Raw genomic sequence first — 26,687 nt, forward strand, 5'->3', positions numbered from 1 at the left:
TTCGCTCCTCAGCTGGGAATGCCGGCGCTAATGACCAGGGCGAAAATGAACGCGAAAACCGCGAAGCCTTCAATAATGGCCGCGGGCGCCAGTGACAGGCCGAATACCTCCGGTTTGTCTTTGGACACATTGATCGACGAAGCGCAGCATTGTCCCTGGCGAACACCGCTGACCATCAACGCCAGACCCACCAGCACGCCGATACCGAAAATGCCCGGGGCGGCCTCTACGGTGATGTCCCGGTTCAGAGTGAACATCACTACGATGCCGAAAATAATCTGGGACGAGGGCATGGCGGAAACGCCGACATAACGTCCATAGCCGCTTTCAGTTTCCAGCATGGCGCCGATCGCCGCCTGCCCGGCGATGCCGCAGCCGATCATGCTGCCGATGGCGCCCAGGGCCATCGGTGCGTAGACACCCAGCCAACCGAGCGCAATGACCAGCTCGTTCACGATTCCGTCTCCTTCTTGGCATAGGGGCGGAACGGATAACCCTCGTCCGACAGACCCCAATGAAAAAACTCGATATAGTTCAGCCGCAGCCCATGGACCACGCCGCTGACGATGGCGAGCAAAATGTTCAAGGTGTGGCCGAGCAATAGGATCAACCCCGCCAACAGCAGACCCAGGCCGGGAATCGCCGCTGCAACCTGGCCGGCGATATCGTTGAAGGTAATCGCCAGCGACGCGCTGCCCAAGCCTAGCGCAAACAGCCGCATGTAGCTCAGTACGTCGCCGAACGCCTTCGAAATGCCGGTGAGCGCGAGGGAACCGTTCAACGCGCGTCGCAACAGCGCCTTGCTCCAGGGCGTGGTTTCATCCATCGACTGTGCCCCGCTGAACAGAAAGACCAAAGGTGTTCCGATGGCGACCAGCACCGGCCCGGCAGCGGTCCACATGTCTTGTTTGCCTTGGGTGAGCCACCACAGTAGCCCCCCCACCACGATTGCCATCCAACCCAGCGGGGCCAATGCGGCGGCGGTTTTGCGCTGCTGCCAAGCCGTTAGTCCGTTCGCCAGAATCACATGGGCTGCGCCGATGATCAGGGAAATTCGCATCATCCCGGCGAAATCGTTCATGTCGAGAATACGCAGCCAGTCCAAGAAACTGCCGGCGGGCGGTTCGACTCCGAAGTAACTGCCGATGGCGATGCCGTACAACAGTGAAAAACCGGCCAGCACCGTCAGCAACACTCGCCACCGGGCGGCCGTTTCGGTTTTGCCCAATCGACGCCAATAAAAAGCCAGTCCCACGGCCATGAGGGCCGCATAGCCGCCGTCGGCCAAGATCATGGCAAAAAACAATGCGAAAGAGAGAAACACCACCACCGACGGATCCCATGCGCGGTAGGCGGGCGTTTGGTAAAACCGCACCAGATCTTCGCCTCCGGATAAGGCACGGGGGTTCTGCAGCAAAGTGGGCGGGGATTCTTCAGGCCCGGGTTTCTCTGCCAGCATCACCAGGCCGTGGGTGTCGGCAAATTCCCGAACCGGCGCCAACTGGGATTCGGCCACCCAACCTTGCACGGCGAACAAGCCTTCGCGTTCCAGGGTCAGGTCGGCAGCCAACTGCTGGTTGGCCTGATCTTCCAAGTGGGCAAGATCGAGTTTGAGCAGATATCGCCACCGGGTGAGCGCCACCCGTTCAGCGGCGTGTTCCTCCACGGCCACTTCTGCGGCCTCCAACTCTTGCTCCAACTGACGCAGAGGGAGCTCGCCGGTGTGGGTGCGTGCCACCGGCATGCGGTGCTCTCCGGGTTCTTCTTTGGAGATGACGACCACGAACGCATTCCGGCGATCCCGGCCCACAATTGCCCACGTCAATCCGCTTTCGGCGACCAGGGGCATTTGATAGTGCGGTACGATGTAAAACCAGAACCGATAGCCGCCGAGTTCTTCGAGTCCGGGTAGTCGAAAATTTCCCCACGGCGTCACGTCCGATATCCGTTTACGCAAAAAATCCCGGCGATCCTCGGCTTCTTTAAGGGCTCGTTGGTTGGCGTTGATCTGTCCCACGATCTCTGTGGCATCGAAGGCGTTATCATGCCGGATTGCTCGGCGTTGGACGGGACTGTCGCGCAACCAGCGCAGTGCTTTTTTTGCGCCACTGGTGTCCCGCCCCCCCGGTCCTGCCTCGGCGTTCGTTTCTGATTTGGGCGAAGCCAAATTTACCAAGTGCAAAAGCCCCAGGGATTGCAGCCCATCGAGAATCTCGGCTTTCTCTTGGCGGCGGCCGATCAGGCTGATTTTTTGCAGGCGGAGTATGCTCATAACGACTCCCGCTGCACGGCCCGTTCCTTGGCCAGTTTGGCCCGGACAACGGCGGCCCGCTCTGCATCGGCGAGATAGATCTGAATGCGGCGGATGTTCTCCTCGGTGCGCGGGATCAAAACCTTCTCGAACAGATTCACCCGCTGGGTGATCTTCCGAACCGCCTGTTCCAGTTGGGTCAACCGGCTCTGCGCGAGCTGCCGTTCCACACTCAGTTTCACGGCCTGCTCCAATTCCGCAGCGACCTGATCTACCCAATGCGGTTTGGCGAGGAACGAGTATTGGCGCCTTTGGACTTCCAATCGGCGGAGCACCGGCAACGGCGTGGCCAGCAGGTTCTCCGTGCCCACCTCCAAATGGGCGATGGTGACCAGATCTTTCAAATCCATCGATTCGTCCGCCAGCATGGGCAGCCGCGGCCCGACATTGGCCAGCAGTTTTTCCAGCTCCGCCTCCACATGGGCCAATCGATGGGCGGCCTGGTTTTTTTCAGCCATGAGTTGGCGTCGCTTCATATCGAGCGGTGGCAGGAACCGTTGGTAGGTTTTAAGTACCGCATCCTGCTGATGCAATGCGCTTTTGTTAAACGCTAATCGCGCCACGGGCGGATTCCTCGTTCAAGCTGGGCGTGGGCTTGGGGAAGTACTTTTCCACCAAATGGGGTTTCATCAGCAGCTCTTCGGGCTTGAAACACTCGGCCAGGGTCTGCCAACAGAGGTCCAGCGCAGTCTCCAGCGGCATGGCGACCTCGATGTCCATGAAGCGCTGGCGGAATAGTTCTCCAAACTTCAGAAGCTTATGATCGAACTCGGACAGTTCGAAAGCCATCGCTTGCTTCTGTTCCGCATCGCGGGCACCGGAATAGAAGCGGATCATGGTGTTCATGATTTGGGCGTGATCTTCGCGCGTAATCTTGCCGATGACGTGTTGTTTCAGTCGCGAAAGCGACCCGAACGGATCCAGCACGCCGTCGTGCAGGTAAAATTGGCCTTCGGTGATATAGCCGGTGTTATCCGGTACCGGATGGGTGACGTCGTTACCCGGCATCGTCGTCACCGACAGGATGGTGACCGAGCCGGCGCCTTTGAAATCGCAGGCTTTCTCGTAGCGTCGCGCTAACTGGGAGTAGAGATCACCGACGTAACCGCGGTTCGATGGCACATGGTCCATGGCAATGGCCACTTCTTTCAGCGCATCGGCGTAGGCCGTCATATCCGACAATAGCACCAAGACGCGCTTGCCTTCTTCCAGCGCGAAGCGCTCCGCCACCGCCAGCGCCATGTCGGGAACCAGCAAGCGCTCGACGATCGGGTCGGAGGCCAGGTTGACGAACATCACGGTGCGGGAGAACACACCGGCGTCCTCGAACGCCGATCGAAACAAGTGGTAGTCGTCGTAAATCAGGCCAAGACCACCGAATACGACAATGTCGGCATCGGCTTGGATGCCGATCCTGGCCAGTAGGGCATTGTAAGGCTCACCGGCCACTGAAAAGATCGGTATCTTCTGACTCTCCACCAGACAGTTGAAGACGTCGATCATGGGGACGTCGGTACGGATCATTTGGGACGCCAGTACCCGGCGCATGGGGTTCACCGAAGGGCCGCCGATGGGGACGGTCGGGTCTTGATCCAGTTCCGGGCCGCCATCCAACGGCGTGCCCGTGCCATCGAAAACGCGTCCGAGGATGTTTTCCGAGCAGGTGACCCGTATGGGTTGATTCAGTAACCGGACGCTGGCCTGGGTCGACAGACCGCGGGTTCCGGAAAAAACTTGTAAGGAAACCACATCACCCTGGAGACGAATGATTTGCGCCAGCGATCGTTCGCCATCGACGTTTTCCACCAGGGCCAAATCACCGAACCGCGCAGCGCCTCCGGATTCTTTGGGGATACGGATCTTGATCAGGTCGCCGACGATTTCGAGTACGTTGGAATAACGGGTGAGGGACTCGAGCATGCTATTGGGCCTTGATGTCGCGGCGTGTTGTCAGTGGCAAATGGAAAGGCTGTGGATCCGTGATTCTGCCGTCTCTATCTTTTCGGCTTGAAACAGACTGATGACGGGCCGGGCAGCACGTACTTCGCAATTGACTTGCAATAATCATGCGCGCTCCTGCCCTTCCGCTTCGCGGCGCTAACTGTACAGGCTCATCATCGGCAGCTTGAGTCATAATTTAAGCCTCAGATGCAGGATCCGGCCGGACTGACCTCTATCCCATCGCCTCGGAGCCTTCTGAGCGTTAACGATAAGTCACTGATCACAGAGCTCCAGAATCTTCTGTCCCTCTCCTATCGTAGAAGATGATTGGCACGGGTGGGCGGCGCTACCGGTGAGCTGGCGGTACTGTGGCCCGATCGTTCAGTGGGCCTTTCCAGGAGATTTGCCTCGTATCCCCATGTTGTTCAGACCGCATCGATATGGTGCGAGGGGCGAGCGCCACGCCGGCCGTGGTTGCGTCACACCTCAGATGCGACTCGAAGGTTGACTATCGCCCGCCGCTCGCCGTCGATGGGTGTGTGGACCACAAAAATGCACTGGCCCTTTTTCCCATAACCGTGCCGTGGTAGACCTGTTGTCCCACCTGATCGGCCAGTCCGCAGCAGACGTGGAGTGGCAAGAGATGCTCTTCCCGTGGGTGACAGTATCGGGCAAACGGTGCTTTCTGCCATCGAATCAGACGTTCTTCCCGTTCCGCGGAATCGAGCGCTGGGTTGGTGCAGGTATCCACCAGCCAGCGTTCAAATGCGTCGTTCTTTGGGTCCGCGATCCCCGAATGCGGTGACATGAGGGCATGCATGTTGTGAAACGACAAGCCGGAGCCGATGACGAGAATATTTTCCTGCCGCAGGGGAGCGAGTGCTTTCCCCATTCGGAGGTGGGCGGACGGATCCAGGCTCTTTAGCAGGGAGAGTTGAACGCACGGAATCCGGGCGTCGGGAAACAGGATTTTCAGTGGGACGAACATCCCGTGGTCGAAGCCCCTTTGAGGGTCGAGTTTGGCGTTCATTCCGCTTTGCGTGAGCAGTCCGTGCACCTGGGTCGCCAATGTGGGGTGACCGGGCGCCGGGTACCGAATGTCGTAGGCTGGCTCTGGGAAGCCGTAATAGTCGTAGATGAGGCCGGGACTCTTGCCGCTGGTGAGGGTGGCCACCGACGCTTCCCAATGGGCGCTGATCAACAAGATGGCCTCGGGTGTGCCGAGCGTGGGGCCGATCTCTTCCAGGAAACGCACCAAGACTTCGTGTCCGGGATCGCGGAGAAGGGGTAACGGGCCCCCGCCATGCGGGATGAACAGGACCGAACCGGACGATGGGGCTTGGGGTGTGGCGTTGTTCATTGTGAACCGATCCTACGGATCGCCGTCGGGATTGGGAGGATTGGCCGCGGGATTAAAGGCCCGAACGATCCAGGAGACGGAGGCTTGCTTTAAAGCCTAAAGGGAACCATACGATGCATCGCCAGGCCTGTCGAGGCGTCGTTGGTCGCCCCCACGCCCGAGCACCCATATCGGATCACGATTCGATTGTTCCGAAGTAGAGTTCGGTATCGTACAGAAAGGTGACGCGGCCGCCGTGCTGGTGCCGGTTGAATAACGCCTTGAGCTCGGCGAGCATGGGTTCGAAGCGCGGATCGCCTTCGGTGGGAACGTAGGATGACGAAAGTACGCGACCTTTCAGTGCTTCGAAATCGAAGACTTGCTGGTTGGCCAGCTGATGACGCTCGAAGCCTTGCGGGAAAAACGCCTCGATGACCGCGTCGTCCACGTTGCGGCGTCGGACCTTATGGTAGTCCGTGCCGAAGCGCCGCAATAGCTGTTCGTAGTCGGTTAAAAAGGGTGTCACCGCGCCGCTGCGCGTATTCCATAGCAGAACGACCCAGCCGTGAGGGGTCAGAATCCGCTTGAATTCTTGCCGGGCCGCGGCAGCCTCGAACCAGTGGAAGGCTTGGGCGGCCACCACATAGTTCACGCTGTGGTTGGGTAGAGTCGTCGCTTCCGCCTGGGCCGCGATGCTGTGAAACCCCGGCCAGGAGCTCAACGCTTCTTCCGCTGCCCGGCGCATGGGTTCGTTCGGTTCCACCGCCCAGACGGCATGACCGGCACGCAGGAACAGCTCAGCCGAGATGCCAGTCCCCGAGCCCACGTCGGCGATGACCGATTCGGGGGCGAGGCCGGTCCGTTGCCGTAAAATCTCCAAGACCTCGGCGGGATAGTGCGGGCGGTAGTGGCGATAGTTCTCCACCCGATCGGAAAAGCGCACTTTGGGATCGCGGTCTTGGATGGGCATACCGGCTCTACAACGAATAGTTACAAGGCGCCGATCAGCGGCGTCGCGGTGGCCGAACCAAGTGCGTCATGGTGCCGAAAGCTTTCAAACGGCCAGAGTCCGCGCCATACAAATGAATTTGATTGTGACTCAAGCCTTGTTCCCGGCGGAAGGCTTGGCTGTATCCGATCACATCCTCGCCCGCCACCGGCTCACAGAAAGCGGCCTGGATGGTTAGGGTCACCGCTAAACCGAATTCACTGGCCAGGGATGAACCTGATCCGCCCCCCACGTTATCGAAAAACGTCAGCAATTGGCCCGCCGATATGTTTCCCTGAAAATCGTATTGTTCAGGATAGTCCGCCTGGACCATACGGCATATGCCCGGCGCCATATAGTCTACAGCACTTCCGGGGTGGGCTTGTTTCATCGCTTGGTTGAACAACTTAACGATATTTTTATGGGGAGAGTCTTCTAGGCTCCCGGGCAATTGGAACGGCGGTTGCTCCAGAGTTGGGTGGTTATGGTGTGTCGGTGATTCAGCGGCGTCTGCGTCGTAATGGCGAAAAACCACGTTGGCCTGTGCAATGGGCTCCTGCTCGCTGTTCACAACCACGCTGGAGACGAAAATGAACTCTTGGGTTCGCCGGGTGATGCGAGCCTGTGCCGTCAGTGTTTCTCGCCCGCCGCCTTTCAAGTAGGAGACTTGAAAGTCCAGCAACTGCGAGGTTTTTTCGGGAGCCTGTGCCGTGTGTGCGTGCACCAGCAATTTGGCCGCGTCGACCAGAAAGGTGGCGATTTTTCCCCCGTGGGTTCTCCCGCCCATGTTCATGTTGGACGCTTTAAATGGCACAGTGAGGGTCAAAGACTGATCGTCTGACAGGGCGGACACGAAAGCGCCGGTTTCCTGTCCCCAGAGATCCTGTTTATATGTCTCGTTGATTGTATCTTTGGTTAGCATTGACTGGCCCAAGGTTTAAAACGCCAAAGAATACTCGACTGATCGACAAATGGACAGGCTTAACTGGTTGATTAGCTGGATTTGTTCCCGGAAAAAGATATTGGGGCGTCAGGCAAACTTTGCGTGTTGCCGTGAATAGGCGCACAATGCGGGCGCCAACGCGTTGCCGGTGTTGCGACAATGGAACGGACGGTCTGTTTATAGCGTATGGAGCTCGCGGAAATATCAGCTAGATATCACCCAGGGAAGGGCGTTTGGACGGTGAATACCGCGCATCGTGGGTATGAGGCGGCTACTCGGCAGTTCGGCCGACGTAAGGTGCTGTTTCCTGTCTTCCGAATCCTCTTGGTGCTTTCCCTGTTGCTCCTTAGCAACACAGCGATGGCCGAGCGTCACGGAACTGAAATGCCGGTTTCGCTCGAAGCTCGCCAATTTTCGTTGGCGGAATACGCCGAGCACTTGATTGATCCCACCGGGAATTTAAATCTTCGCGACGTACGCTCGATGGAATCGGGTTCCGCCTGGACCGGAGTGGACAACACTGCGACCAACCTTGGTTTTACCGGTGCGACTCATTGGTTTCGTTTTCGCCTGAAAAACGAAACGGATTCCGCTGGCACCTGGATGTTACTGATCTCCAATCCCCTTTTGGATGATTTGCAACTCTCTATTATTGCCTCGGACGGGCGGATTACGGACTATGCAACGGGCGACCGGTGGTTGTTCGAACAGCGGCCGGTTCGTAATCGGAATTTCGTTTTCCCGATCGCGATGTTGCCCGGTGAGCGGGTCGACGTCTATGTGAGGGCCCGCAACGAGGGGTCGTTGCAGGTACCCATGTCGTTGATGACCGAACATGCGTTCCACCTGCGTGAGCGCAATGAGCAACTTCTACTGGGTTGCTATTACGGCATCGTTATCGCCTTGGCACTTTACAACCTACTAATTTTCCTATCAATCCGGGACCGGAACTATCTGTACTATGTGATCTATCTGGTCAGTTTCGGATTGCTCCAATTCACCTTAAACGGTTTGGCATACGAATACTTATGGCCAAACAGCCCGATTTTGGCGAATCGCTCCATTCCGTTTCTGATTGCGGTTTCGATGATGGGGGTAGCCCAGTTTACCCGCACCTTCCTCGCGCTGTCCGAGAACTCGCGGCCTTGGGATTGGTTCTTTCGGGGGCTTTTGGTGGTATTCGGGGCCATTGCCGCCGTCGGTTGGTTCTTGCCGTTCGCGATCATTCTCCAGGTCGTCACCGCCATTACTTTAATGACTGTGCTTGCCATTTTCACGGTGGCCGGTCTTTGTTTTGTGTGGTCTGTGCGGGCGGTTCGATATTTTCTGTTGGCGTGGACGCTTTTTCTACTGGGCATCGTCGTCTACATCATTAAGACGTTCGGATGGCTGCCGCCGGTCTTTGTCACTGAGTATGGGATTCAGATCGGTGCGGCACTGGAAGTGATCCTCTTGTCCTTTGCATTGGCCGATCGCATTCGCTTGCTGAAAGAGGATAAAGCCGAGCTTCAGCGCGAAGCTGCGGCGTCGTTGGAACGCAAAGTCGCCCATCGCACCCGTGCCCTCGATGCCGCATTGCGGGAGCTGTCGTTGGCCAACGAGAAACTCAAGGCGCAGAGCGCAACCGACGAGTTGACGGGGATTAAGAACAGAGGCTTCTTTGAGAGCGAGCTGCGGGCGGAGTGGCGCCGCGCTCACCGTGCTCGATATCCGGTGGCCCTGTTGATGATCGATATCGATCACTTCAAACGGGTGAACGATACGTACGGCCATCTCACGGGCGATGAAACATTAAAACAAGTGGCCAAACTGATTTCCCAGTCGCTGCGACGCCCGGGCGACATGGTCGCCCGCTATGGTGGTGAAGAGTTTGCGGTGTTGCTGCCCCAAACTGACTGGGACGGCGCATTGCACTTGGCCGAGCGGACCCGCCGCAGCATCGAGCAGACGCCCGTGGAATCCGCACAACGTAAGATTCCTCTCACCATCAGTGTGGGTGTGGCGGTCCGCGTTCCGGAGGATACTGACGGGTATACTCAACTGGTCGCCGATGCCGATGAATGTCTCTACAAAGCCAAGGCGGCGGGCCGTAACCAGGTTCAAATGTTAGAGACTTAAGTCGCTCAATTATCCGCCGCGAGCCGGCGGATCAAAGCGCGATCCGTAGCGCTTTCGCACCTGCCGATCACCCGCAACAGGGAGTTTGACCCCCTATGGTCGATTCTACCGAACTGCTGTTTTCCGGTGATTTTCTCACCCTGGTGCGTGAGTCCGTTGAGCTTCCGGGAAACATTCGAACGCGTTTGGAGATTATCCGCCATCCGGGTGCATCGGCGGTGTTGGCCTTGGATGCCTCGGCCCGGCTTTGCATGCTCCGGCAATACCGCCATGCGGCCGGTGGCTGGTTATGGGAGATCCCCGCCGGGAAGCTGGACGGTGCGGAAGACCCTCAACTCGCGGCCCGGCGTGAGCTGGAGGAAGAAACGGGATACCGCGCCGATACGTGGTCCAGTCTCGGGGAGATTGTTCCCAGCCCTGGGTTTTGTGACGAAGTGATTCATCTGTTTTTGGCTCGCGATCTCATTCTGGGTGAGGTAAATCGGGAGGTCGATGAAGTGATGGAAGTGCATTGGTTGGAAACCGAGCAGCTCGATGCCATGGTTCTAGACGGCCGTATCCGCGATGCCAAAACCTTGGCCGCCTTGTACCGTTTCCGGTTGTCAGGAAATACTTAGCGGCCGGTTTTAGGCGTCGGGTTCAGGACTGATAGACTCCCATTCGCCGCGGTATCCACCAGATGAATCCGAAAACGAGTGTTTTCGCGATCAGTGTCATTGGCGGGACGTCTTTGTCTTTCAGGGCCAGGAAAGCCACACCAATTTCCAGGACATGAATCACAAGAATAATCAGCCACAGCATCCCAAGCGGGTGAGCGAACCACTGGCCGGTGATGGCCATCACCGCGATGGCCGCCATATGAAAAGCGATGATGCCCGCCCCTTGGGCGATCCAGAAACTGCGGGATTCGAACATGAGCCCTTCCCTGGGTTGAAATTACACAATTGATGAGTGCGTCCTGCACTCGAAAACGATCACTCTAGCATAGCAAATGAAAGGCCTATGGCCATCAGTCCTACTTTGGGGTCATTCGCCGACGCTGATTTTGGTCTCCCGGCCTTGGCTGTTAATGGTGTGAAGAATGACCGGGCGGCGCCAAACAGTGTGGATGTAACCCAAAACTTTCCTCGCCGAGTCGGCATCGAGTCCTCGGCCGTCCGTCTCGTGGTCGTGGGTGAGTATCAGGGTGCCGTCCTTTTTCAGCTCGGTGACATTCACATGGGGTGCGCCAAAGTGATATTTCGGTGACACGATGGCTTCTCTGATTTCATCGATATCCCAGTCGGCCACGGTTGCTTCGCGGCCACCGCGGCGGGCAGTGTAGCGGAACAGGCCGAGTTCCTGAGCCAGAGATTCGTCCAGGTTGTTGCGAATAAACGCGAAATCATCTTCCAGGCTCATGATTTCGCGGGCCGCTTTCAAGCCTTTGTCCTCAATGATTTTTTCCCACATCTTGAACCCGAGGTGGTATGGGTTCACTGACAGCGACACTTGTTGTTCGCCGGCATAGGGGCGCACCACGTCGGAATGGGTTTTGATGGCATCGACATACATCTCCTGCGGGAGAAAATCCGCCTCTCGGAGCAAGCGCGCGTGCCAATAGGAGGCCCAACCTTCGTTCATGATTTGGCAGGCATAGACGGGTTGAAAATAGAACGATTCCTCGCGAACGGCGAGGAAGATGTCCCGTTCCCATCCCGCCATTTCAGGCGCGTACTCGGCAATAAACCAGAGTAAATCGCCTTCCGGGCGAGGCGGAATGGCAATTCGGTTGTCGCCGATTGTCGATGGTTTATCCAACTCGCTGCCGGGAAGTTGTCGATAGCGATCCTGGAAGGCGGATTTTGGCTTGGGGCTGGCCTGTTCACGAATCTGGTCGGCGTACAGCGGCCGACGTAGATCCTGATGAATCTCAATGTGTTGTTCCAGGGCGAACGCCGCATCCAAGACCTGCTCGACCCGTTCTTGGCCGTAAGTCTCGATGGCGTCGTTGATCCGTTGGGCGTGGCCAGCGGCCTGCTCTACGATGTGATAACCGGCCTGCTCTTGAACCCGCCGAAACAGCACGTTGTTTTTGCTGAAATCGGCATGACCGAGAACATGAGCGGTAACCAGCACGTTTTCGGTATCTTTGTTGGTGTTGGCCAGGTAGGCGTGGCCGGGATTGCCTGGGACGACCACTTCGAATATGTGGGAATGGCCCATGCGGTGTTGAATCAACTGATAGATATAGCGGACACCGAATGACCAGTGGGGCATCCGCACCGGCAGGCCGTAAACGGCCACTTCCATCATGAAACTCGGCGGTACGTGTTCGAATTGCACCGGGTAGTAGTCGAGGCCATATTGGTCGGCGAGCTGCTCGATATCAGCTTGATATTGGATTTGATTGGTCGCGTTCATGACCTCTCCCCGTCAACGTAAAATCAGGCGGCATCCACTGACTGATGCCCGAAAAAGGCGCGTATGCCTTCCCAGATATCGTCTTGTGTGCCCAAGGTGAATCGAGAACCTAAATCTTGCTCCGCAACCACTTCGTCGAAGATGCGGGCAAACTCGGGATAACGTGGCAGTTGCGTGATGGCACCGACCTCGACAAAACCGGTGAAGTTGGAGATTCCCGCCAAGCGGGACAAGGATTGGGTCGCCGCATCGTGATCGTCGGGGAAGTTCTCCCCGTCGGAGGCGTACATGAAATAAATGTTGTACTGGCTGGGGTCGTAGCGCTCGTCAATGATGTTCAGCGCTTTCTCAAAGCAGGTGGAAGCGACGGTTCCGCCTTGACCACTGACCTGGAAAAAATCTTCTTCCGAAAACTCCCACGCTTCCATCGTGTGGCCGATGAACACCGAATCGAGCTGTTTGTATTGTCGCCGAATCCCTTGCAAGGTCCAGAAGAAGAACGTTTTGGCCAGCACCCGTTCCCGTTCGCCCATAGAACTGGATGCGTCCAGGCCGAAAATGACCACCGCCCGGGCGCTGGGTTGCGGGCGCATTCGAAGTTGACGAAAACGCAGGTCGTCGTTGGTGAATGCGGGTTGGCCTTGGTGCACGCTGCGCCGCTTTAGTGCCTCCTTCATGGTCCGGCGACGGTCGAGCCGGGCCCGTGCACCCTTTTTATCCCAACCTTCCCGTCGCCAGTCGGATTCTTCCACTTCGCCGGCGACTCGCGGCTGGAGGTCCGGAAGTTTGAGTTCTTCCCAGAGCCAGTCGACGATCTCATCGACCTTCATCTCCAGAACGAACTCCATGCCACCTTGGTTGTTGCCACCACCCTTATCGTCCCCCTGCTGTTGCTGCGGGTTGACGAGTTGGTCGCCGGGTTCGACCTCGCCTTGGCCGACGCCGCTCTGCTCCTCGGGGCGGTTGAGCTTGAACCGGTAGTGTTCCAGAAACTTCACCGGTACCCGAACCCGGCGGTTGCCATTGCCGCTCATGACGTCGGCCTGGCCGATCAGACCGGGTAGTTGTTCGCGTACCGACTCACGAACTTTTTGGTTATGTCGAAGCCAATCCCGGGCACCTCGGGAAAACAGGTCGTACCATTGCTGTTCGTGATGGTCAAACATCGTCAAAACCTCTCAACCAATGTGGTCGCGTGTGTTTTTGTTCTCCTCTGTCCCTGCGGGGGCGTTCAGTTCCCGCGCACGCTCCAAATCAAACCTTTGCAGTTCGATGTTCCGTTACGATATTGGAGGCACGTTTTGTGCCAAAGATTATCGTTTTTGTTTGATCTTCTATTCTTGCGACAGAAGCGTGGTGACGTAGTTCAATGCTTCTTCCGCGCTGTATTCGTCATACCCGTATTCATTGACCAATCGTTCTTGAACTGCCGAAATCTTACGTTGGGTTTCTTCGTCCGGGCGGGTCTTGGAACTGACTAGGCGCAGCACATCCCGACGTTCTTCGAATAGGTACTGCTCAATGGCCTCGTGCAGGCGGGAATGGCTGTCGAGGGTGAATTTCTCGCCTTGTTTGTAGGCCACCATCGCTTTGCGAACGACCTCTTGCCGAAACGATTCCTTGCCGGAATCGGACACGCGAATTTTCTCCTCCACTTGGCGCAAAAAGCGTTCGTCAGGTTTGCGCTGTTCCGCGGTGACCGGATCGGTTACGTCTCGTTTGTCCAACACCGCTTCGACTTCGTCGAGGTATTTTTCCAACAGCCCCTGGGCTTCGTCTTCGAAGGAGGCAAACAGGGCCTTGTGAACGTCTTGTTTGACCCAGCGGTTGTAGAAGTCCTTACGGGCCGCTACCAGGTAATCCACCCATTGGCGTTTTTGTTTAGTGTCCATTCGGGCATCGGCTTCAATGGCGTCTTTCAATGCCAGCAGTACTTCCATGGTGCTCAGGCTCTTAACCCGATTGCGGACGATGGCGTTCGAGAGTGCATTGATGACGAACCGCGGACTGATGCCGGAAAGGCCCTCTTCCGGGTTATCGGCATGGACTCGGTCTACTTCGTTTGCGCTGACACCTTCCACATCTTCACCGGCATACAGACGCGCTTTCTGGGACGGTTCCATGTTCTCGGTATCGTGCAGACGGGTGAGCGAGGCGAATACCGCCGCAACTTCGAGTGCGTGAGGGTCCAGATGCACATCGTGAAAAGCGCTTGCCTTGGCAATGAGCTTGCGATAGATCTGGGCTTCGTCTTTGTAGGAGAGCGTGTAGGGAACCTGGACGATGACCATTCGATCGAGGAGGGCTTCGTTCTCTTTTTCCTGCAAGAACTTATGGAACTCGGCCAGGTTGGTGTGCGCCAGGATGGTTTCATCCAGGTGGATCAGCGGAAAACGTGACACCTTGACGTTTTTCTCTTGTGTCAGGGTGAGCAGCAAGTAGAGAAATTCTCGTTTAACTTTGAGAATTTCGATCATTTCCAACACGCCCCGACTGGCAGCATAGACTGCCCCGGACCACGACCACGCCCGCGGATCGCCTTCGTCGCCGATTTCGGCCACTTTGGATAGATCCACCGAACCTACCAAATCGGCAATGTCGGCCGTGGTCGGGTCGTGGGGGGCATAGGTTCCGATACCCATGCGGTCCGATTCGGACAGAAAAATGCGCTCAACAGGGACTTGCATGAAGTCGCCGTCGAACTCGTCTTCCAATCGGCTGCGAGTGTAAGGTGAAATCTCCCCCGATATTTCGATACCGTAGGTTTCGCGGAACGACGGCCGCACGCTGTGCGGAATCAGGTTGAGCGGATTGCCGTGAACCGGACAACCTTCGATGGCGAAGAGTGCGCCGTCATCGGTGTGGCTGTACTCTTCCAGACCCCGCTTGAGCAGGATCACCAAACTGGATTTGCCGCCCGAAGGAGGGCCGAGTAGCAGTAGGAGGCGTCGCCCGACTTCGGTGCCGGCGGCGGCGGCTTTGAAGTAATCAACGACTCGGCCCAGGGCCTCATCGACACCATAGAGATCCTGGGTAAACAGGCCGGTAGGTGGGTTGTCGCCCGGTTCTTCGCCGGTGATGCTCCGGTGCTTCCAGCGGAGCATGTCCCACATGTACTGGTGACTGTTACGGGCCACCAATTGAGGCGAATGGGGCAGCACGTCATTGAGAAACTCGCGGAGGGTTCCGCGCCAACGGGTCGCCTTGTGTTCCCGAGAATACGCTTCGAGCGTTTCGATCAGTTTCCCCGGATCGCTTCGACGTCGGTTACTCGGCATGGCTCGGCCTCCTAGTGGCTCTCGTTGGGACGGGCAATCGAGGGTTATGGTCCCGCGGTTGCTCCCCGCCTTTGTCGGTTTGCTTCCCTAGCGTTGATTTTCCTTATGTACTCGATGTTTATGATGTTGGCTTTTGGCATGCGGCCGGATCCATTTCGCTCCGACCACCCGTGGCAAGCCTTGTTGTAGACTCAAGCATAAAGCATGCCAAGCGAGTGTTTCGGCTAAAGGCCAGTGCTTAGTTCTTCGGTGATCCTTTAGACTGTGTTTTCTCGCGCTGGTTCGGTGCGCGGGCCGTAACTGTAATGTTTGTATAGGTTTTCGGTCGATTCGAGCCTTCACTTGAGTCATTGTGCGCCCCCGAATGGTGCAACGACGTGATGCCCGGCTGCGCTGTCGGTGGGGTGAGCGGTGACTGTTTCTTGGCGGTTGGTTCTTGACGCTTACCGATGCCGGGCCGTTGTTGTCGGCGTATTCAGCCGTTAGGATGGCGCCAGCAAATCACAGCGGGGAGGCGCACTCGGCGGATGGAAGCAGACCTTTTCGACTTATGCGAAGCCAGTGGTACCCACGAAACCCATTTCCGGGTCGACCCGGAAACGGGAATGCGGGCGATCATTGCGATTCACAGCACCACGTTGGGCCCGGCGCTGGGCGGTTGTCGATTCAGGGCCTATCCGGATACCACCCATGCCGTACAAGATGCCTTAAGACTGGCCCGCGGTATGAGCTACAAAGCGGCCATGAGCGGTCTTCCTTTGGGCGGGGGCAAGGCGGTGATGTTATATCCGGAACAGACGTTTGATCGCGCACGGCTGTTTACTGCCTTCGGACGTTTCGTCGAATCCTTAGGGGGGCGCTATATCACGGCAGTGGATAGCGGAAGCTCCGTTGCGGACATGGACGTGATCGGCGCTGTGACCCCGCACGTCAGCTGCACGTCCCAAGGCGGACACGGCGATCCGTCTTCGCACACCGCCTACGGGGTTCTCCGTGCGATGGCCTCTGCCGCGGCATACCGGTTTGGTGATCCCGACTTGGCAGGTCGGCATGTCGCTATCCAGGGTGTTGGCAATGTCGGTTACCATCTCGCCGGTCTGCTCCACCAACAGGGTGCACAACTGACGGTGGCCGATACGGATAACGAACGCGTGGCACGCTGTGTCCGTGAGTTTTCTGCTGACGCGGTATCGTCCAAAGATATTCTGAGTGTCGATTGCGACATCCTGGCCCCCTGCGCCATGGGCGCGGTACTTGACGCCTCGACCGTAGACACGATTAGAGCAAAGGTGATCGGGGGTGGTGCGAATAACCAGCTGGCGGAACCCGAGATGGGCCGGATTCTCCAGCGACGGGGCGTTTTATATATACCGGACTACGTTGCCAACGCCGGTGGCATTATTCAAATTATGGGCGCTTATCGAGGTGAGTCGCCCACCGATACGAGACGGCGCCTCTCGGCCATCTACGAAACCGTGTCGTCTGTCATCGAGTATGCAGAGCGACACCATCTGGCGATGAGCGATGCGGCGGACCAAATGGCGGCCGCCAAGATCGGCGAGTAAGGTCCATTGCCTTTCGCCGACATGGAATGTCTGGGCGGCGTATTCTCCTGCTGGCGATCTGTCAGGGCTTATTCGAAAGCCCACCGTCGAGCGGAATCACGGTTCCCGTGACGAATGCACCGGCGCGCGAGGAGAGAAAAATCGCCATGCCGGCCACGTCCTCTGGCGTACCGATGCGCCCTAACGGGATTTGTTTGGCCATGGCTTTTTCCATCGACGGATTATCCAGCATGAAGGAGGTCATTTTGGTGTGAAATGGCCCCGGCGCGATGGCGTTGACGGTGATGTGTTTCGGGGCCAGTTCGTTGGCCAGCAAGTGGGTGACATGGTGAAGAGCGGCCTTGCTGGCCGAGTATGCGTAAGCTTGCATGATGTCGGTGCGCATCCCGGCAATTGAACCGGTATTGATCACCCGCGCGGGATCCTCGAGCGTACCGGCGGCTTTGAGTTGGGGCAGAAGTTCACGGGTGAGCGTGAACGGCGCTTTGACGTTCAACCCCAGGACTTTGTCCCACGCTTTATCGGGATATTCCGCCAGGGGGGCGCCCCATGTCGTTCCGGCATTGTTGATTAGGATATGGAGCTTCTCTTCCCGCTCCCGAAATGAATTGGCTAAGGCCTGAATACCCGCTTCTCGTGACAGGTCGGCGCTCAGGCCGATGCATTCGCCGCTTTCGGCCAGCTTGTTGGCGGCATGGGCGACGGCATCGGCTTTTCGCGAAACGATATAGACCTTGGCGCCCGCTTCGACCATGCCCTGGGCGATCATCAATCCGATGCCGCGTGATCCCCCGGTAATCAGAGCCGTTTTTCCCCGAATATTGAACAGATCGTTCATAGAACATCCTCGTTGAGTGTTTCGCTCTTGATCCCGGCGAAGTCACGTGTCTTCAGCCTATGGGCGCGGTTCGAATCATGCCCTGTCGCCCGATTAGAATCCGGCAATATGATCGGACAGTTCGCTGGATTAATCATTATAATTTCAATCGTTTACGAATCTGATAGCCGGTGCGGACGGTGGCTTTCGAGTTCTCGATATCATCAGCAAATCGATACCGTATCGGTTCACCCGAATACCGCAAGCAGTAGCGCAATCAATCCTGCGTAGCCCAGTGATCCGTGTGCCAAGGCGACGATGAGCGGTCGTTCTTTGCCTCGGTAAACGATCCCGAAAAGAAATGCGCCGCCGACCATGGCGGCTGCAAATATCCCGAAGGCGATCCAGCCCATCATGTTGCCGGTTTCACTGAGTTGAGCCATCAGTAGCACGATCAGCCCCGCGCCGCCGGCAATGGCGTGCATCACGGGCCAATTGCCGGGGATGGGATCTTTGCGCGCAATACGCAGTGTCATCAGCGAACCGAAACCTGCCACAGCGGCGAAAATCACAACGGCCAAGATATCCATATGTGCTGTCTCCTACTAGAACAATGTGTCTGTGTGCACAAGGCTAGGTTAACCCTCCGCCCAAGACAAGCGGCACGGGCAGAACCATCTTCGGTATCAAGGAACCTGGGAAAGCATCCGCTAACTCATTAGTAAACGCGTTCGCGTTGACAGACAAGCAGCGGCAAAGACCGCGCCGAGAGAGGGATAGAAGAATCCAAGACTTTGTGAGGATAAAAATTTGGAGACGCAATCCAACCTAGAAAGAAAAAGAAAGGTTGCGCAACGAGCATCATTGACGAGCATTGGCATTTGGGTGGCGGTACTGACTCTACATGCCGCTGGGGCCCGCTATGGTCTGACCCAAATGACCTTTATCCAGTCCGGCGCCATCGTGGCTGTCGCACTGTCTGTCATCCTGCTTCATCAACTGTATTTCCGGACCCGGATGTGTCTGGTGGTTCCGCTTGCTTTCAAAACGGTGGGTACATTGAATCTGGTCGCGCAGGGAATTTGCGGCATGGTTCTGGTGTGGTTCGACCGGTTCAGCTACCTGACATTGATTCTGCTCACGATGGGGGTGCCGGCCGCCCCGGCGTTTTTGGGGCTCAACTATGGTTTTCGCGGAACCATTGCGGTGTTGGGTTTGCTGATGCCGTTACTCATAGTGGTATACGCATTGATTCCCGACAACTCCACGACGACCGATCCGAAGATCTTTTTGTTTTTCCTCGCAGCGTGGATTGTGAACTGGACCATCGGCGCCATCGTCAATGGTCACAACATCCGCAAGAAATATCTGATCCTCAATCTGTTTAAGGAGCAGCAAGACAACAACCGGACGATTCAGGAACAGAATCAACGCCTGGATGAGAAAACCAAGGCGTTGGAGCAGGCGAATGCGCGGTTGCGCTATATGTCCATGGTCGATGGCCTGACCGGCGTTGCAAATCGGCGCCACTTTGATGAAACGTTACAAGACGAATGGGGGCGAGCCGTTCGCCAGCAAGCTGCTCGGCAACCACGTAAATCGGACACAAAGCCGGAAATGCTGTCGCTGTTGCTGATCGACATCGACTTTTTCAAAGAGTTTAACGACCACTATGGCCACCTGGCTGGCGATGACTGTCTGCGGCAGGTTGCCCGCACCCTGGTTTCAAGCTTGAAGCGCTCCAGTGATTTGGCCGCCCGCTACGGTGGGGAAGAATTTGCCGTACTGTTGCCGGGCACGCCACCGGAGGGTGCGCTCAAGGTGGCAGAACGAATCCGTCGAAGGATTGAGATGCTGCGCATTCCCCATGAAGCCTCGAATGTTTCGGATGTCGTGACGGTCAGTCTGGGTATGGCGACGCGATTTGAAATCAAAGAAAGTGCCCCGGGTGAATTGATCGAAATGGCAGATCGGGCCTTGTATCGGGCCAAAGCGAGCGGGCGCAACTGCTGCGTGTCAGCGGATATTGACAGCGGCGCCAGCGACAATACGACTTTTGCTTAAGGCCTGATGATCGGCATGGCGCTGTATGCACGGGGGTTAAGTTTCTCGGCGGTTAGCCGACCAAATCGTAGATTGGCCCGCTCGGAAATCTAATATCCGAAGGTGCAGACATGACTTGGCAACCGGCAATCATTCCCTGTATATCAATAACGTAGAAAAAAGAGGACTTGGGTGGATTCAAACCCCGATCATGATCAGGCGGTCAACCGAAAGCGCCGCACTGCACGCCGGGCGGCGTTGACCGCCAGCTTCGTTTGGATCTTGGTCGCGGGTCTTCACGCGGTCACGCGGGAATTGGGTTTGGCCTCCATGAGTTACGCCACGGCCGCCACGTTTTACCTGCTTGGCGCCACCTATATCCTTATCCAATACAGCTATTTCCGCAGCCCGCTTTGCGTGGCGTTGCCGCTCCGTTTCAACGTGGTCAGTTTTTGGGGGCTATGCTTGCATGCCGGGACGGGTATGCTGATGTTTATCGCCGATGGTTTTAGCTACTTCACCATCGTGGGTATTACCATGGTCCTCCCGGCTGGCCCGGCATTCATCGGGCTAAACTATGGGTTTCTCGGATCGCTCGCGGGCGGGGTTGTCGTTCTGAGCTTTCCGGCTTTGGGTTATCTGTTGGTGCCCCATCACGAAATGACCATGTCACCGTTGCTGTTCTGGCTGTTTATGGTGGCATGGGCCACCGCGTGGACGATTCAGTCCATCGCTAACGGCAACAACAGCAAGAAAAAGTATTTGATCGTCGATTTGTTCAAACAGCAGAAAGATAACAATCGGATCATTGAAGAACAAAATCAGCGGCTCGACGATAAAACCACGCAATTGGAGCGAGCCAACAACGCCCTTCGGTATATGTCGATGGTGGATGGGTTGACCCTGGTTCCCAATCGGCGCCGTTTCGACGAAGTTCTCCATGACGAGTGGCGTCGCGCCACCCGGCATCACGTCGGGCGACAGTTCAATGGCCGTGGATCAGAGCCGGAGTCGGTGTCTCTGGTACTGATCGATATCGACCACTTCAAACAATACAACGATCACTATGGGCATCTCGCCGGCGATGAGTGCCTTCGGCGAGTCGCGAAAACCGTCGCCGACAGTCTCAACCGATGCGGCGATTTGGTTGCGCGCTACGGCGGCGAAGAGTTCGCGGTGCTGTTGCCCTCGACCACGATCGAGGGTGCGGTGGCCATTGCCGAGCGAATTAGAGCGGCGGTGGAGGCCCTGTCGATCCCCCATCATGGCTCGGTCACAAGCGACCACGTCACTATCAGCCTGGGCGTGGCCGGTATGGATCAAATCGAAGAGTCGGTGCCTTCGAATTTGGTCGAACGTGCGGATCGCGCACTCTATGAAGCCAAAGCGAACGGACGCAATCAGGTCGCGCAGTACGATCCCTACACCTCGCGCGGCGACGGTATGGCATTGGTTGAGTGAGGGCCGGAATCAGCTGGCGTGGTTGTTTATGGCTCGTTCAGTGAGTCTAAAGCCAGCGGCCTTGCACGCGCATTTCCCTTTCTTTCTCCTTGATTTCCCGCACCTTTGGACCGTTGAGGGTCGTTTCTCCCGGCGGGGTGGAGTGCGGCTCGTCATCCCGCTTGATCAGAATCGCTAAGGACAACCGCCCCGGGCTGGGTGTCTTAGAGTCCGAAACTCAATTGCAGTCCGGCGCCGTATTCACCTGATCCTCCCATCACCGATGCGTCCAAACCGAATTTCCAAAGACGCAGCCCCAAACCGGCGGTCAGAACGTCGCCGCTGGAGGCGTTGTTTTGCATATTGTGACGATAGCCGGCTCGGAGTTTCAGCCAATCCCACATCGATAGTTCCCCGCCCACGGAGACAAACTGGGTCGATCGATCCAATGTGCCAAGGGGGTCGTTTTTGACCATATCCAGATCCAGCGCCACCTCAAACTCGGTGGTCTGATACATGAGGCCGAGCCGGACCTGTGGCTTGATGTGCAATCGGTTACCGAGCACGGTTTTGTAATCGTGAGCGATCAGGTTCTTGGCTACCAAGCCTACACGCCAGTGCTCTCCGAGTTCCTTGATCGCGCCAATGTCCAGATTAACGTCTTCGTAGACTTTGCGGCCTTGATCGAAATCGATATCGGCCTCAGCGACGGTCTGGACGTAATCGAAGGTTTGTATCTGTTGGGCTTTGGGCGAAATGCCCAATGTCAGTCCGCTCCAGTGATCGAAGCGACGGGCGACGGACAGGCCGATTTCGCGTATTACCGCACCTCGGTAGTTAACGGTCGATCGCAATAGTTCTTCCGGCGGGACCGGTGGCGGCAATCCCAAAGAAACCGACTTCCGGATGGCGCGCAGAATGCGTTGATCGCGTTCGTCGTAGAATGCCTGGGCGTTGGCCAGCGCCTGGGCCCCGGCAAACAGCGACAGGCCCAGTTTGGGATTCGAACGGGCCAATGCGAGGCCAACAAAGGCGTCCAGTTCGACAAGGTCGTGGTTGAGTTCCACGAGTTGGCGTTGTAAGTCGTCCAGTGCAGCGAGCGCCGCGTCGGTATCGATCGCAGTACTGGTGTTGAGTAAGGTGTCTAAGACTTCCACGGCGCCGACGACAAGCGCTCCTCGGTCGATGGGCCAACCGCTCGCCAATACACCGTCGGCGAACTCTTCCACCGCTTGTTCCACACTGTCGGTATCAATCGCGTCGCTGACGCGCTCGAGACGGTCGAACGTGTCCTGGATATCATCGATTTCGGCAATGGCTTCCCCTTGGTCCGACACGCGGGCGACCGCTGTAGGCAGGAGTATCGAGTAGCGGGTCGTGGATTCGCCGCTTGCGACCAGTGCGGGATTGTAAAACCCGGCCACCGCGGTATCTGCGGAGACCACGCCGGTACCGCCCATGCCCTGTGATCGTGAATCGTAGATGCCAAAGGGCGCGGCCGAGGCCGCCGGGAGGCCAAGGGCCAAGCACGCGAGCAGCGCGCACGACCGAAAATACATGAGATTCTCTCCCCCGCACTACGCGGAGTTTGTTATTCCTTGTTCTCTATATATCGGTCGAAGGGCGGGGCAAGTTGAGGCGTCTTATGCCCGGGTCGAGAGCGGGGGAAAGCTTACATCATTGAGTTATCTGCCCTTTCGCTCGATGCGAAAGGGCAGATATGTGAACGCGTTAGCAAGGGTTGCCAGTGTGAGCTTCGGCTACCTTAAAGGCGGAAGCCGGTTTGGAGCCCGACGGCGTACTCGTCATTACCGACCATTCCGGCGAAATCGAGGTGGAGGCCCAGTACCTGGAAGCCGAATCCGGCCGTGAACAACTCTTCGTTGTAGTCGCTGTCGGCAAGATTTGCTCGATAGCCGGCCCTGAGTTTCAGGGTGTTCAGCAGGTTCAGCTCGGCGCCTACGGAGGCGTACTGCGTTTTACTGTCGAGCGGGCCCAGCGGGTCGTTTTCTATCACGTCCACATCGCCGGTCAAGGTTACGGTGCCGGTGTCCCAGGCCAATCCCAGGCGAGCTTGTGGCTCGATGCGAATGGTATTGCCGCGGACGGTTTCATAGCTGTCGGAGATCAGGTTTTTTCCCACCAGACCGATTTTCAGTCGGTCCGTCAGTGCTTTGGCGATTCCCAGGTCTACATTAAAGTCATCGTAGTCCCGGCGCCCCTCGTCGACATCCAGCTCGGCTTCGGCGACGGTCTGGACGTAGTCGAACGTCGCGATTCGAGTGTATTTTGGCGTAATACCGACGGCCAGGTCGCCGATCCAAGGGATGTCGAAATTACGGGCAAAGGCGATGCCCGCTTCACCGATCACGGCGCCGGTGTATTGGACCTCTGAATCCAGCAGTTGCTCAGGGTCCTCGGCCAGTTCGTAGACGATCGTCGAAAAAACCGGGACATCCAAAAAGCGCAGATCGCGCTCGGCGACATTGACTTGCGCGCCAACCAAGCCCCGGGCGTCTGCGAACACGGAAATGCCCCACCGTTTGGATGGAACGCCCACGGTAAATCCCACCAGGGCTTCGGCCTCGACTCGGTCGCCGTCGGCTTTTCGAAGTAATCGCTCCAACTCATTTATATCATCAAATGTTTGGGGGGCGTCGTCGACGGAATCCACCGCCTCCAAGCGATCGAGGACGTCCTGAAGTTCATCCAGGTCATCGCGGAACTTGTCCTTGTCAGACACTCGCACGCCGATGATGGGCAAGGCCAGTGCGAAATCTTCCTCGGAACGGGCGGCGGCCAGCAGGGCCGGGTTGAAAAATGCCGCGTTGCTGGCGTTCCCCGCAGCGACCCCGCTGCCTCCCATCGCCTGAGATCGGGGGTCGTAGCTGCTGAACGGTAGCGCGGAAGCGACCGAGGTAAAAAGGCAAAGACCGATCGCGGTTATCTGTTTGGAGCGAGTGATGATCGTTTGCATAAAGTGTCCATTGCCTCCGAATCGGCACATTGGGGTCAAGAGAGGTCACGGGTTGCCCGTGGGTTATAAGCCGAAGTTGAGTCCTAAGCCGAGGCCGTATTCGTTGTCGCCTACCATCCCGGAGACATCCAAAGTCGCGCCGAATACCGAAACGCCAAAGCCGAGTGTGATGGTGTCTTCTACCGTGGAATTATCACTGAGGTTGGTCCTCAGGCCCCCGCGGATACGCAGCGCGCGGGTCAAATCGTACTCTCCGCCCAAGCCGATGAACTGCGTCGGGCGGTCCAGTGAGCCCAACGGGTCATTCTCAATCAGATCGGCGTCCAAGGTGGCGCGCCAACGTTCCTTCTCATATAGCACGCCCAGACGGTACTGGGGCTGGATGACGATCTCGTTGTCCAAAGCCGTTTCGTATCGGTTTTTTACGACGTTCTTAATCGCCAACCCGGCGCTCCATTGGGGCGAGAATCGCTTGGCGATTCCGATATCCACATTGAAATCGGAGTAGTCTTTCCGGCCCTCGTCAAAATCCAGGTCGGCCTCTTCCACAGTCTGCACGTAGTCGAAGGTGTTGACCACCATGATCTTCGGTGTGATACCCAGTGAGATCCCCCACAGCGTCTCAAAATGCTGGCCGAAGGCGATTCCGAACTCTTGAATGATCGCGCCCCGGTAGTCGACCGTGGAGTCGACATCTTCTTCCAGGGGAATGATGGGGGGTAGGCCAGCCCGCAGAAGGTTGAGGTTGATCCGCAATACCGCTTCGTCGGTGGGCTCAACATTGGCCCGGGCACCGGCGATGATCCAGGCCTTGGCCAACAAGGCCACGCCTTGGCCCCGACCGGTGATACCCCCGGTAAATCCGAAGGTCACATCCGCTTCCAGTCGGTCTTCCTTCAGCTCGTTCAGCGCCCCTTGCACGGTTTCGATCGCTTCAATGGCCTGGCGTCGTGCGGTCAGGGAGGGTTCCAGTTGTTCCAACTCGTCGAACAGGTCTTGGTAGTCGTCCAAGTCGTCCAGAAAGTCGCTTTTGTCGGACGCGTAGGCCGTGAGGTTTGGGAACGAGATGAATGAATTCGAAGAGCCGCGGGTGTCTCCGAGTAGCGCCGGATTATAAAAGGCGGCCACAACGGTTTCGGCACTGGCGACACCGGTGCCGCCCATCGACTGAGATCGAGCATCGTAGTAACGGAAGGGGCTGGCCAGGCTGGTGGTCGCCGTTAACAAAAGTGCAGTCGCGAAGATGACATGACGTTTGGGGGCGTGCAGCATGGGGTTGCGATCCTTGCAGTGGTGGCGGGTGCACGTGCGTCTCATCCGAATGCGCACACGCATGACGCCTCCGGCTTGTAGTGGCAAGCTTGAAACGACGGGCTAAACGGTGTCAATGGAATTTTCGCTGCACCGCCGAGATGAGCGCGGTCGGCGGAAGGGGTGGTTCGGCGTCCACGCCGGTTGTTGCCGACGGGTCAGGACCCGGAGTCGGTCAGATGATGGCGTTGGAAAAACGTCCAGATTTCCGCGCTGGCATCGATCACGTCGTAAGCGCCGCCGGCCAGCAGCTGGATATGGGGCGGTTGATAGCCACCTGGCCACACGTGGCCGGCACCGTGGAGCTCCCACAAGACAATTTCGGTGTTGGCGTTGCACGGTCGCCAGACCTTTCGCACCGCCCGCCAAGTGTGGGTTTTGTCCGGCGGTCCGGCTCGCTCACGATCAATTGTGGGTTCTTTGGGGCAGTCGGCGTATTGCGCCCACAGTTTCAGCGTTTCCGCGCCACTTTGGATCGGTAGGGGCAAATTGGCTCGGCCGCGGTAGGGAAGTAGCGGGTCGTCATAACTTTGGATATGCATGATGGAGATGGGTCGACTGGGACTAAATTCATTCGAGGCCATGTTACCGGCCACGGCGGCGATGGCCGCGAACTGCTCCGGGGCCTCCAGTGCCAGGCGATAGGTCATCATGGCCCCATTGGACATCCCCGTCACGTAGACCCGGCTGGTGTCCACCGGAAAGAATCGTTTGACTTGCGCTAGGGCGGAGAGAATAAAGCCCACATCGTCCTGCTGGGTCACCTGCGGCCAGCCGCAACAGGTTCCGGCATTCCATAGCCGCAGGCCGGCCATCCGAGTGCCATAGGGGTAGAGCACCATAAATCGGTGCTTATCGGCCAAGCGATCCAGTCCCGCCTGTTTTCGGTACATGCCAACGGACAGGGTGGCACCATGAATGGAGACCACCAAGGGTATGGGCTCGTTGTCCCAATCAGGGGGTAAATGAAGTTCGAATGAACGCAACTGACCGCCGTGCTGCAACTCGAAGTAGTGGTCACTTCCGACATCCAGGGGATCGGGCGCCGTAAGCGTGCCATTTGAATCATCGCTGCCGCCTACCGGGCTTAGCCATCCTAGGGCGAACAGCGCGACGACCAGCCACACAAGCGGTAGGATGCGAACTCTCGGGTGTTTGGTCAGCATGATTAGGTGTGGGTTATTCGAATTCTGTGGGGTACACGTTTGTCCAA

General features: G+C 57.4%; 22 protein-coding genes. 5 read left to right on the forward strand and 17 right to left on the reverse strand.

What is annotated here, in order from left to right; translation table 11 throughout:
- Positions 1–8: 8 nt before the first annotated feature.
- From SVU69_08025 to SVU69_08055, 7 genes are all read right to left on the reverse strand, one after another.
- Positions 9–455 (reverse strand): ATP synthase subunit C, encoded by a 447-nt coding sequence (locus SVU69_08025; protein MDY6942948.1) that lies wholly within the window; start codon positions 453–455, stop codon positions 9–11.
- Entirely contained in the window at positions 452–2,272 is a 1,821-nt protein-coding gene (locus tag SVU69_08030; GenBank protein MDY6942949.1) for a V-type ATP synthase subunit I, read from the reverse strand. The genes SVU69_08025 and SVU69_08030 overlap by 4 nt, the downstream gene beginning before the upstream one ends.
- Positions 2,269–2,874 (reverse strand): V-type ATP synthase subunit D, encoded by a 606-nt coding sequence (locus tag SVU69_08035; protein MDY6942950.1) that lies wholly within the window; start codon positions 2,872–2,874, stop codon positions 2,269–2,271. The genes SVU69_08030 and SVU69_08035 overlap by 4 nt, the downstream gene beginning before the upstream one ends.
- Positions 2,855–4,231 carry a V-type ATP synthase subunit B gene (locus SVU69_08040; protein MDY6942951.1) on the reverse strand — a complete coding sequence of 459 codons (1,377 nt, stop codon included), beginning with the start codon at positions 4,229–4,231 and terminating at the stop codon, positions 2,855–2,857. The genes SVU69_08035 and SVU69_08040 overlap by 20 nt, the downstream gene beginning before the upstream one ends.
- Before the next feature lie 529 nt (positions 4,232–4,760).
- Positions 4,761–5,612: a class III extradiol ring-cleavage dioxygenase gene (locus SVU69_08045; GenBank protein MDY6942952.1), complete on the reverse strand. Its 852-nt coding sequence runs from the start codon at positions 5,610–5,612 to the stop codon at positions 4,761–4,763.
- Positions 5,613–5,787: 175 nt separating this feature from the next.
- Positions 5,788–6,561: a class I SAM-dependent methyltransferase gene (locus SVU69_08050; protein MDY6942953.1), complete on the reverse strand. Its 774-nt coding sequence runs from the start codon at positions 6,559–6,561 to the stop codon at positions 5,788–5,790.
- A gap of 34 nt (positions 6,562–6,595) precedes the next feature.
- Entirely contained in the window at positions 6,596–7,432 is an 837-nt protein-coding gene (locus SVU69_08055; GenBank protein MDY6942954.1) for a PaaI family thioesterase, read from the reverse strand.
- Between the two features lie 330 nt (positions 7,433–7,762).
- Here SVU69_08055 and SVU69_08060 point away from each other — a divergent pair, with 330 nt between their 5' ends.
- Together SVU69_08060 and SVU69_08065 are read left to right on the forward strand one after the other, a co-directional pair.
- A complete protein-coding gene (locus SVU69_08060) occupies positions 7,763–9,640 on the forward strand; it encodes a diguanylate cyclase (GenBank protein MDY6942955.1) in 1,878 nt (625 codons plus the stop codon).
- Between the two features lie 95 nt (positions 9,641–9,735).
- Complete coding sequence (locus SVU69_08065; protein MDY6942956.1) at positions 9,736–10,257, forward strand: NUDIX hydrolase; 522 nt, start codon at positions 9,736–9,738, stop codon at positions 10,255–10,257.
- Positions 10,258–10,279: 22 nt separating this feature from the next.
- Here SVU69_08065 and SVU69_08070 read toward each other — a convergent pair whose 3' ends face one another.
- The 4 genes from SVU69_08070 to SVU69_08085 all read right to left on the reverse strand — a co-directional run bounded on the left by SVU69_08070 (position 10,280) and on the right by SVU69_08085 (position 15,321).
- Positions 10,280–10,555: a hypothetical protein gene (locus SVU69_08070; GenBank protein ID MDY6942957.1), complete on the reverse strand. Its 276-nt coding sequence runs from the start codon at positions 10,553–10,555 to the stop codon at positions 10,280–10,282.
- A 111-nt stretch (positions 10,556–10,666) separates the two neighbouring features.
- Positions 10,667–12,043 (reverse strand): SpoVR family protein, encoded by a 1,377-nt coding sequence (locus SVU69_08075; protein MDY6942958.1) that lies wholly within the window; start codon positions 12,041–12,043, stop codon positions 10,667–10,669.
- 23 nt (positions 12,044–12,066) lie between these two features.
- Entirely contained in the window at positions 12,067–13,209 is a 1,143-nt protein-coding gene (locus SVU69_08080; GenBank protein ID MDY6942959.1) for a DUF444 family protein, read from the reverse strand.
- A gap of 168 nt (positions 13,210–13,377) precedes the next feature.
- Positions 13,378–15,321, reverse strand: a complete 1,944-nt coding sequence (locus SVU69_08085; GenBank protein ID MDY6942960.1) for a serine protein kinase — start codon at positions 15,319–15,321, stop codon at positions 13,378–13,380.
- Between the two features lie 527 nt (positions 15,322–15,848).
- Here SVU69_08085 and SVU69_08090 point away from each other — a divergent pair.
- A complete protein-coding gene (locus SVU69_08090; GenBank protein MDY6942961.1) occupies positions 15,849–16,886 on the forward strand; it encodes a Glu/Leu/Phe/Val dehydrogenase dimerization domain-containing protein in 1,038 nt (345 codons plus the stop codon).
- Positions 16,887–16,947: 61 nt separating this feature from the next.
- On the opposite strand, the gene SVU69_08095 is transcribed toward SVU69_08090, so the two are convergent.
- Positions 16,948–17,724: a glucose 1-dehydrogenase gene (locus tag SVU69_08095; protein MDY6942962.1), complete on the reverse strand. Its 777-nt coding sequence runs from the start codon at positions 17,722–17,724 to the stop codon at positions 16,948–16,950.
- Between the two features lie 227 nt (positions 17,725–17,951).
- Positions 17,952–18,293: a hypothetical protein gene (locus SVU69_08100; GenBank protein ID MDY6942963.1), complete on the reverse strand. Its 342-nt coding sequence runs from the start codon at positions 18,291–18,293 to the stop codon at positions 17,952–17,954.
- A gap of 274 nt (positions 18,294–18,567) precedes the next feature.
- Here SVU69_08100 and SVU69_08105 point away from each other — a divergent pair, with 274 nt between their 5' ends.
- The gene (locus tag SVU69_08105) at positions 18,568–19,767 is read left to right on the forward strand and encodes a diguanylate cyclase (GenBank protein ID MDY6942964.1); all 1,200 of its coding nucleotides are present in this window, start codon (positions 18,568–18,570) and stop codon (positions 19,765–19,767) included.
- Between the two features lie 171 nt (positions 19,768–19,938).
- Positions 19,939–21,207: a diguanylate cyclase gene (locus SVU69_08110; protein ID MDY6942965.1), complete on the forward strand. Its 1,269-nt coding sequence runs from the start codon at positions 19,939–19,941 to the stop codon at positions 21,205–21,207.
- 203 nt (positions 21,208–21,410) lie between these two features.
- On the opposite strand, the gene traF (SVU69_08115) is transcribed toward SVU69_08110, so the two are convergent.
- The 4 genes from traF (SVU69_08115) to SVU69_08130 all read right to left on the reverse strand — a co-directional run bounded on the left by traF (SVU69_08115) (position 21,411) and on the right by SVU69_08130 (position 26,640).
- Positions 21,411–22,745, reverse strand: a complete 1,335-nt coding sequence (gene traF, locus SVU69_08115) for a conjugal transfer protein TraF (protein MDY6942966.1) — start codon at positions 22,743–22,745, stop codon at positions 21,411–21,413.
- A gap of 206 nt (positions 22,746–22,951) precedes the next feature.
- On the reverse strand, positions 22,952–24,163 hold the full coding sequence (gene traF / locus SVU69_08120) for a conjugal transfer protein TraF (protein ID MDY6942967.1): 1,212 nt from the start codon (positions 24,161–24,163) through the stop codon (positions 22,952–22,954).
- 63 nt (positions 24,164–24,226) lie between these two features.
- Positions 24,227–25,498, reverse strand: a complete 1,272-nt coding sequence (gene traF / locus SVU69_08125; GenBank protein MDY6942968.1) for a conjugal transfer protein TraF — start codon at positions 25,496–25,498, stop codon at positions 24,227–24,229.
- Between the two features lie 134 nt (positions 25,499–25,632).
- Positions 25,633–26,640: a PHB depolymerase family esterase gene (locus SVU69_08130; GenBank protein ID MDY6942969.1), complete on the reverse strand. Its 1,008-nt coding sequence runs from the start codon at positions 26,638–26,640 to the stop codon at positions 25,633–25,635.
- Between the last annotated feature and the right edge of the window lie 47 nt (positions 26,641–26,687).

It is taken from the genome of Pseudomonadota bacterium, assembly GCA_034189865.1.
Classification (GTDB): Bacteria; Pseudomonadota; Gammaproteobacteria; order UBA5335; family UBA5335; genus JAXHTV01.

Coding starts and splice junctions, on each gene's coding strand:
- SVU69_08085 (MDY6942960.1), bottom strand. CDS start 15,321: ATGCCGAGTAACCGACGTCGAAGCGATCCGGGGAAACTGATCGAAACG.
- SVU69_08095 (MDY6942962.1), bottom strand. CDS start 17,724: ATGAACGATCTGTTCAATATTCGGGGAAAAACGGCTCTGATTACCGGG.
- traF (MDY6942968.1), bottom strand. CDS start 25,498: ATGCGTGTGCGCATTCGGATGAGACGCACGTGCACCCGCCACCACTGC.
- SVU69_08075 (MDY6942958.1), bottom strand. CDS start 12,043: ATGAACGCGACCAATCAAATCCAATATCAAGCTGATATCGAGCAGCTC.
- SVU69_08130 (MDY6942969.1), bottom strand. CDS start 26,640: ATGCTGACCAAACACCCGAGAGTTCGCATCCTACCGCTTGTGTGGCTG.
- traF (MDY6942966.1), bottom strand. CDS start 22,745: ATGTATTTTCGGTCGTGCGCGCTGCTCGCGTGCTTGGCCCTTGGCCTC.
- SVU69_08070 (MDY6942957.1), bottom strand. CDS start 10,555: ATGTTCGAATCCCGCAGTTTCTGGATCGCCCAAGGGGCGGGCATCATC.
- SVU69_08050 (MDY6942953.1), bottom strand. CDS start 6,561: ATGCCCATCCAAGACCGCGATCCCAAAGTGCGCTTTTCCGATCGGGTG.
- SVU69_08045 (MDY6942952.1), bottom strand. CDS start 5,612: ATGAACAACGCCACACCCCAAGCCCCATCGTCCGGTTCGGTCCTGTTC.
- SVU69_08100 (MDY6942963.1), bottom strand. CDS start 18,293: ATGGATATCTTGGCCGTTGTGATTTTCGCCGCTGTGGCAGGTTTCGGT.
- SVU69_08030 (MDY6942949.1), bottom strand. CDS start 2,272: ATGAGCATACTCCGCCTGCAAAAAATCAGCCTGATCGGCCGCCGCCAA.
- SVU69_08065 (MDY6942956.1), top strand. CDS start 9,736: ATGGTCGATTCTACCGAACTGCTGTTTTCCGGTGATTTTCTCACCCTG.
- traF (MDY6942967.1), bottom strand. CDS start 24,163: ATGCAAACGATCATCACTCGCTCCAAACAGATAACCGCGATCGGTCTT.
- SVU69_08040 (MDY6942951.1), bottom strand. CDS start 4,231: ATGCTCGAGTCCCTCACCCGTTATTCCAACGTACTCGAAATCGTCGGC.
- SVU69_08080 (MDY6942959.1), bottom strand. CDS start 13,209: ATGTTTGACCATCACGAACAGCAATGGTACGACCTGTTTTCCCGAGGT.
- SVU69_08090 (MDY6942961.1), top strand. CDS start 15,849: ATGGAAGCAGACCTTTTCGACTTATGCGAAGCCAGTGGTACCCACGAA.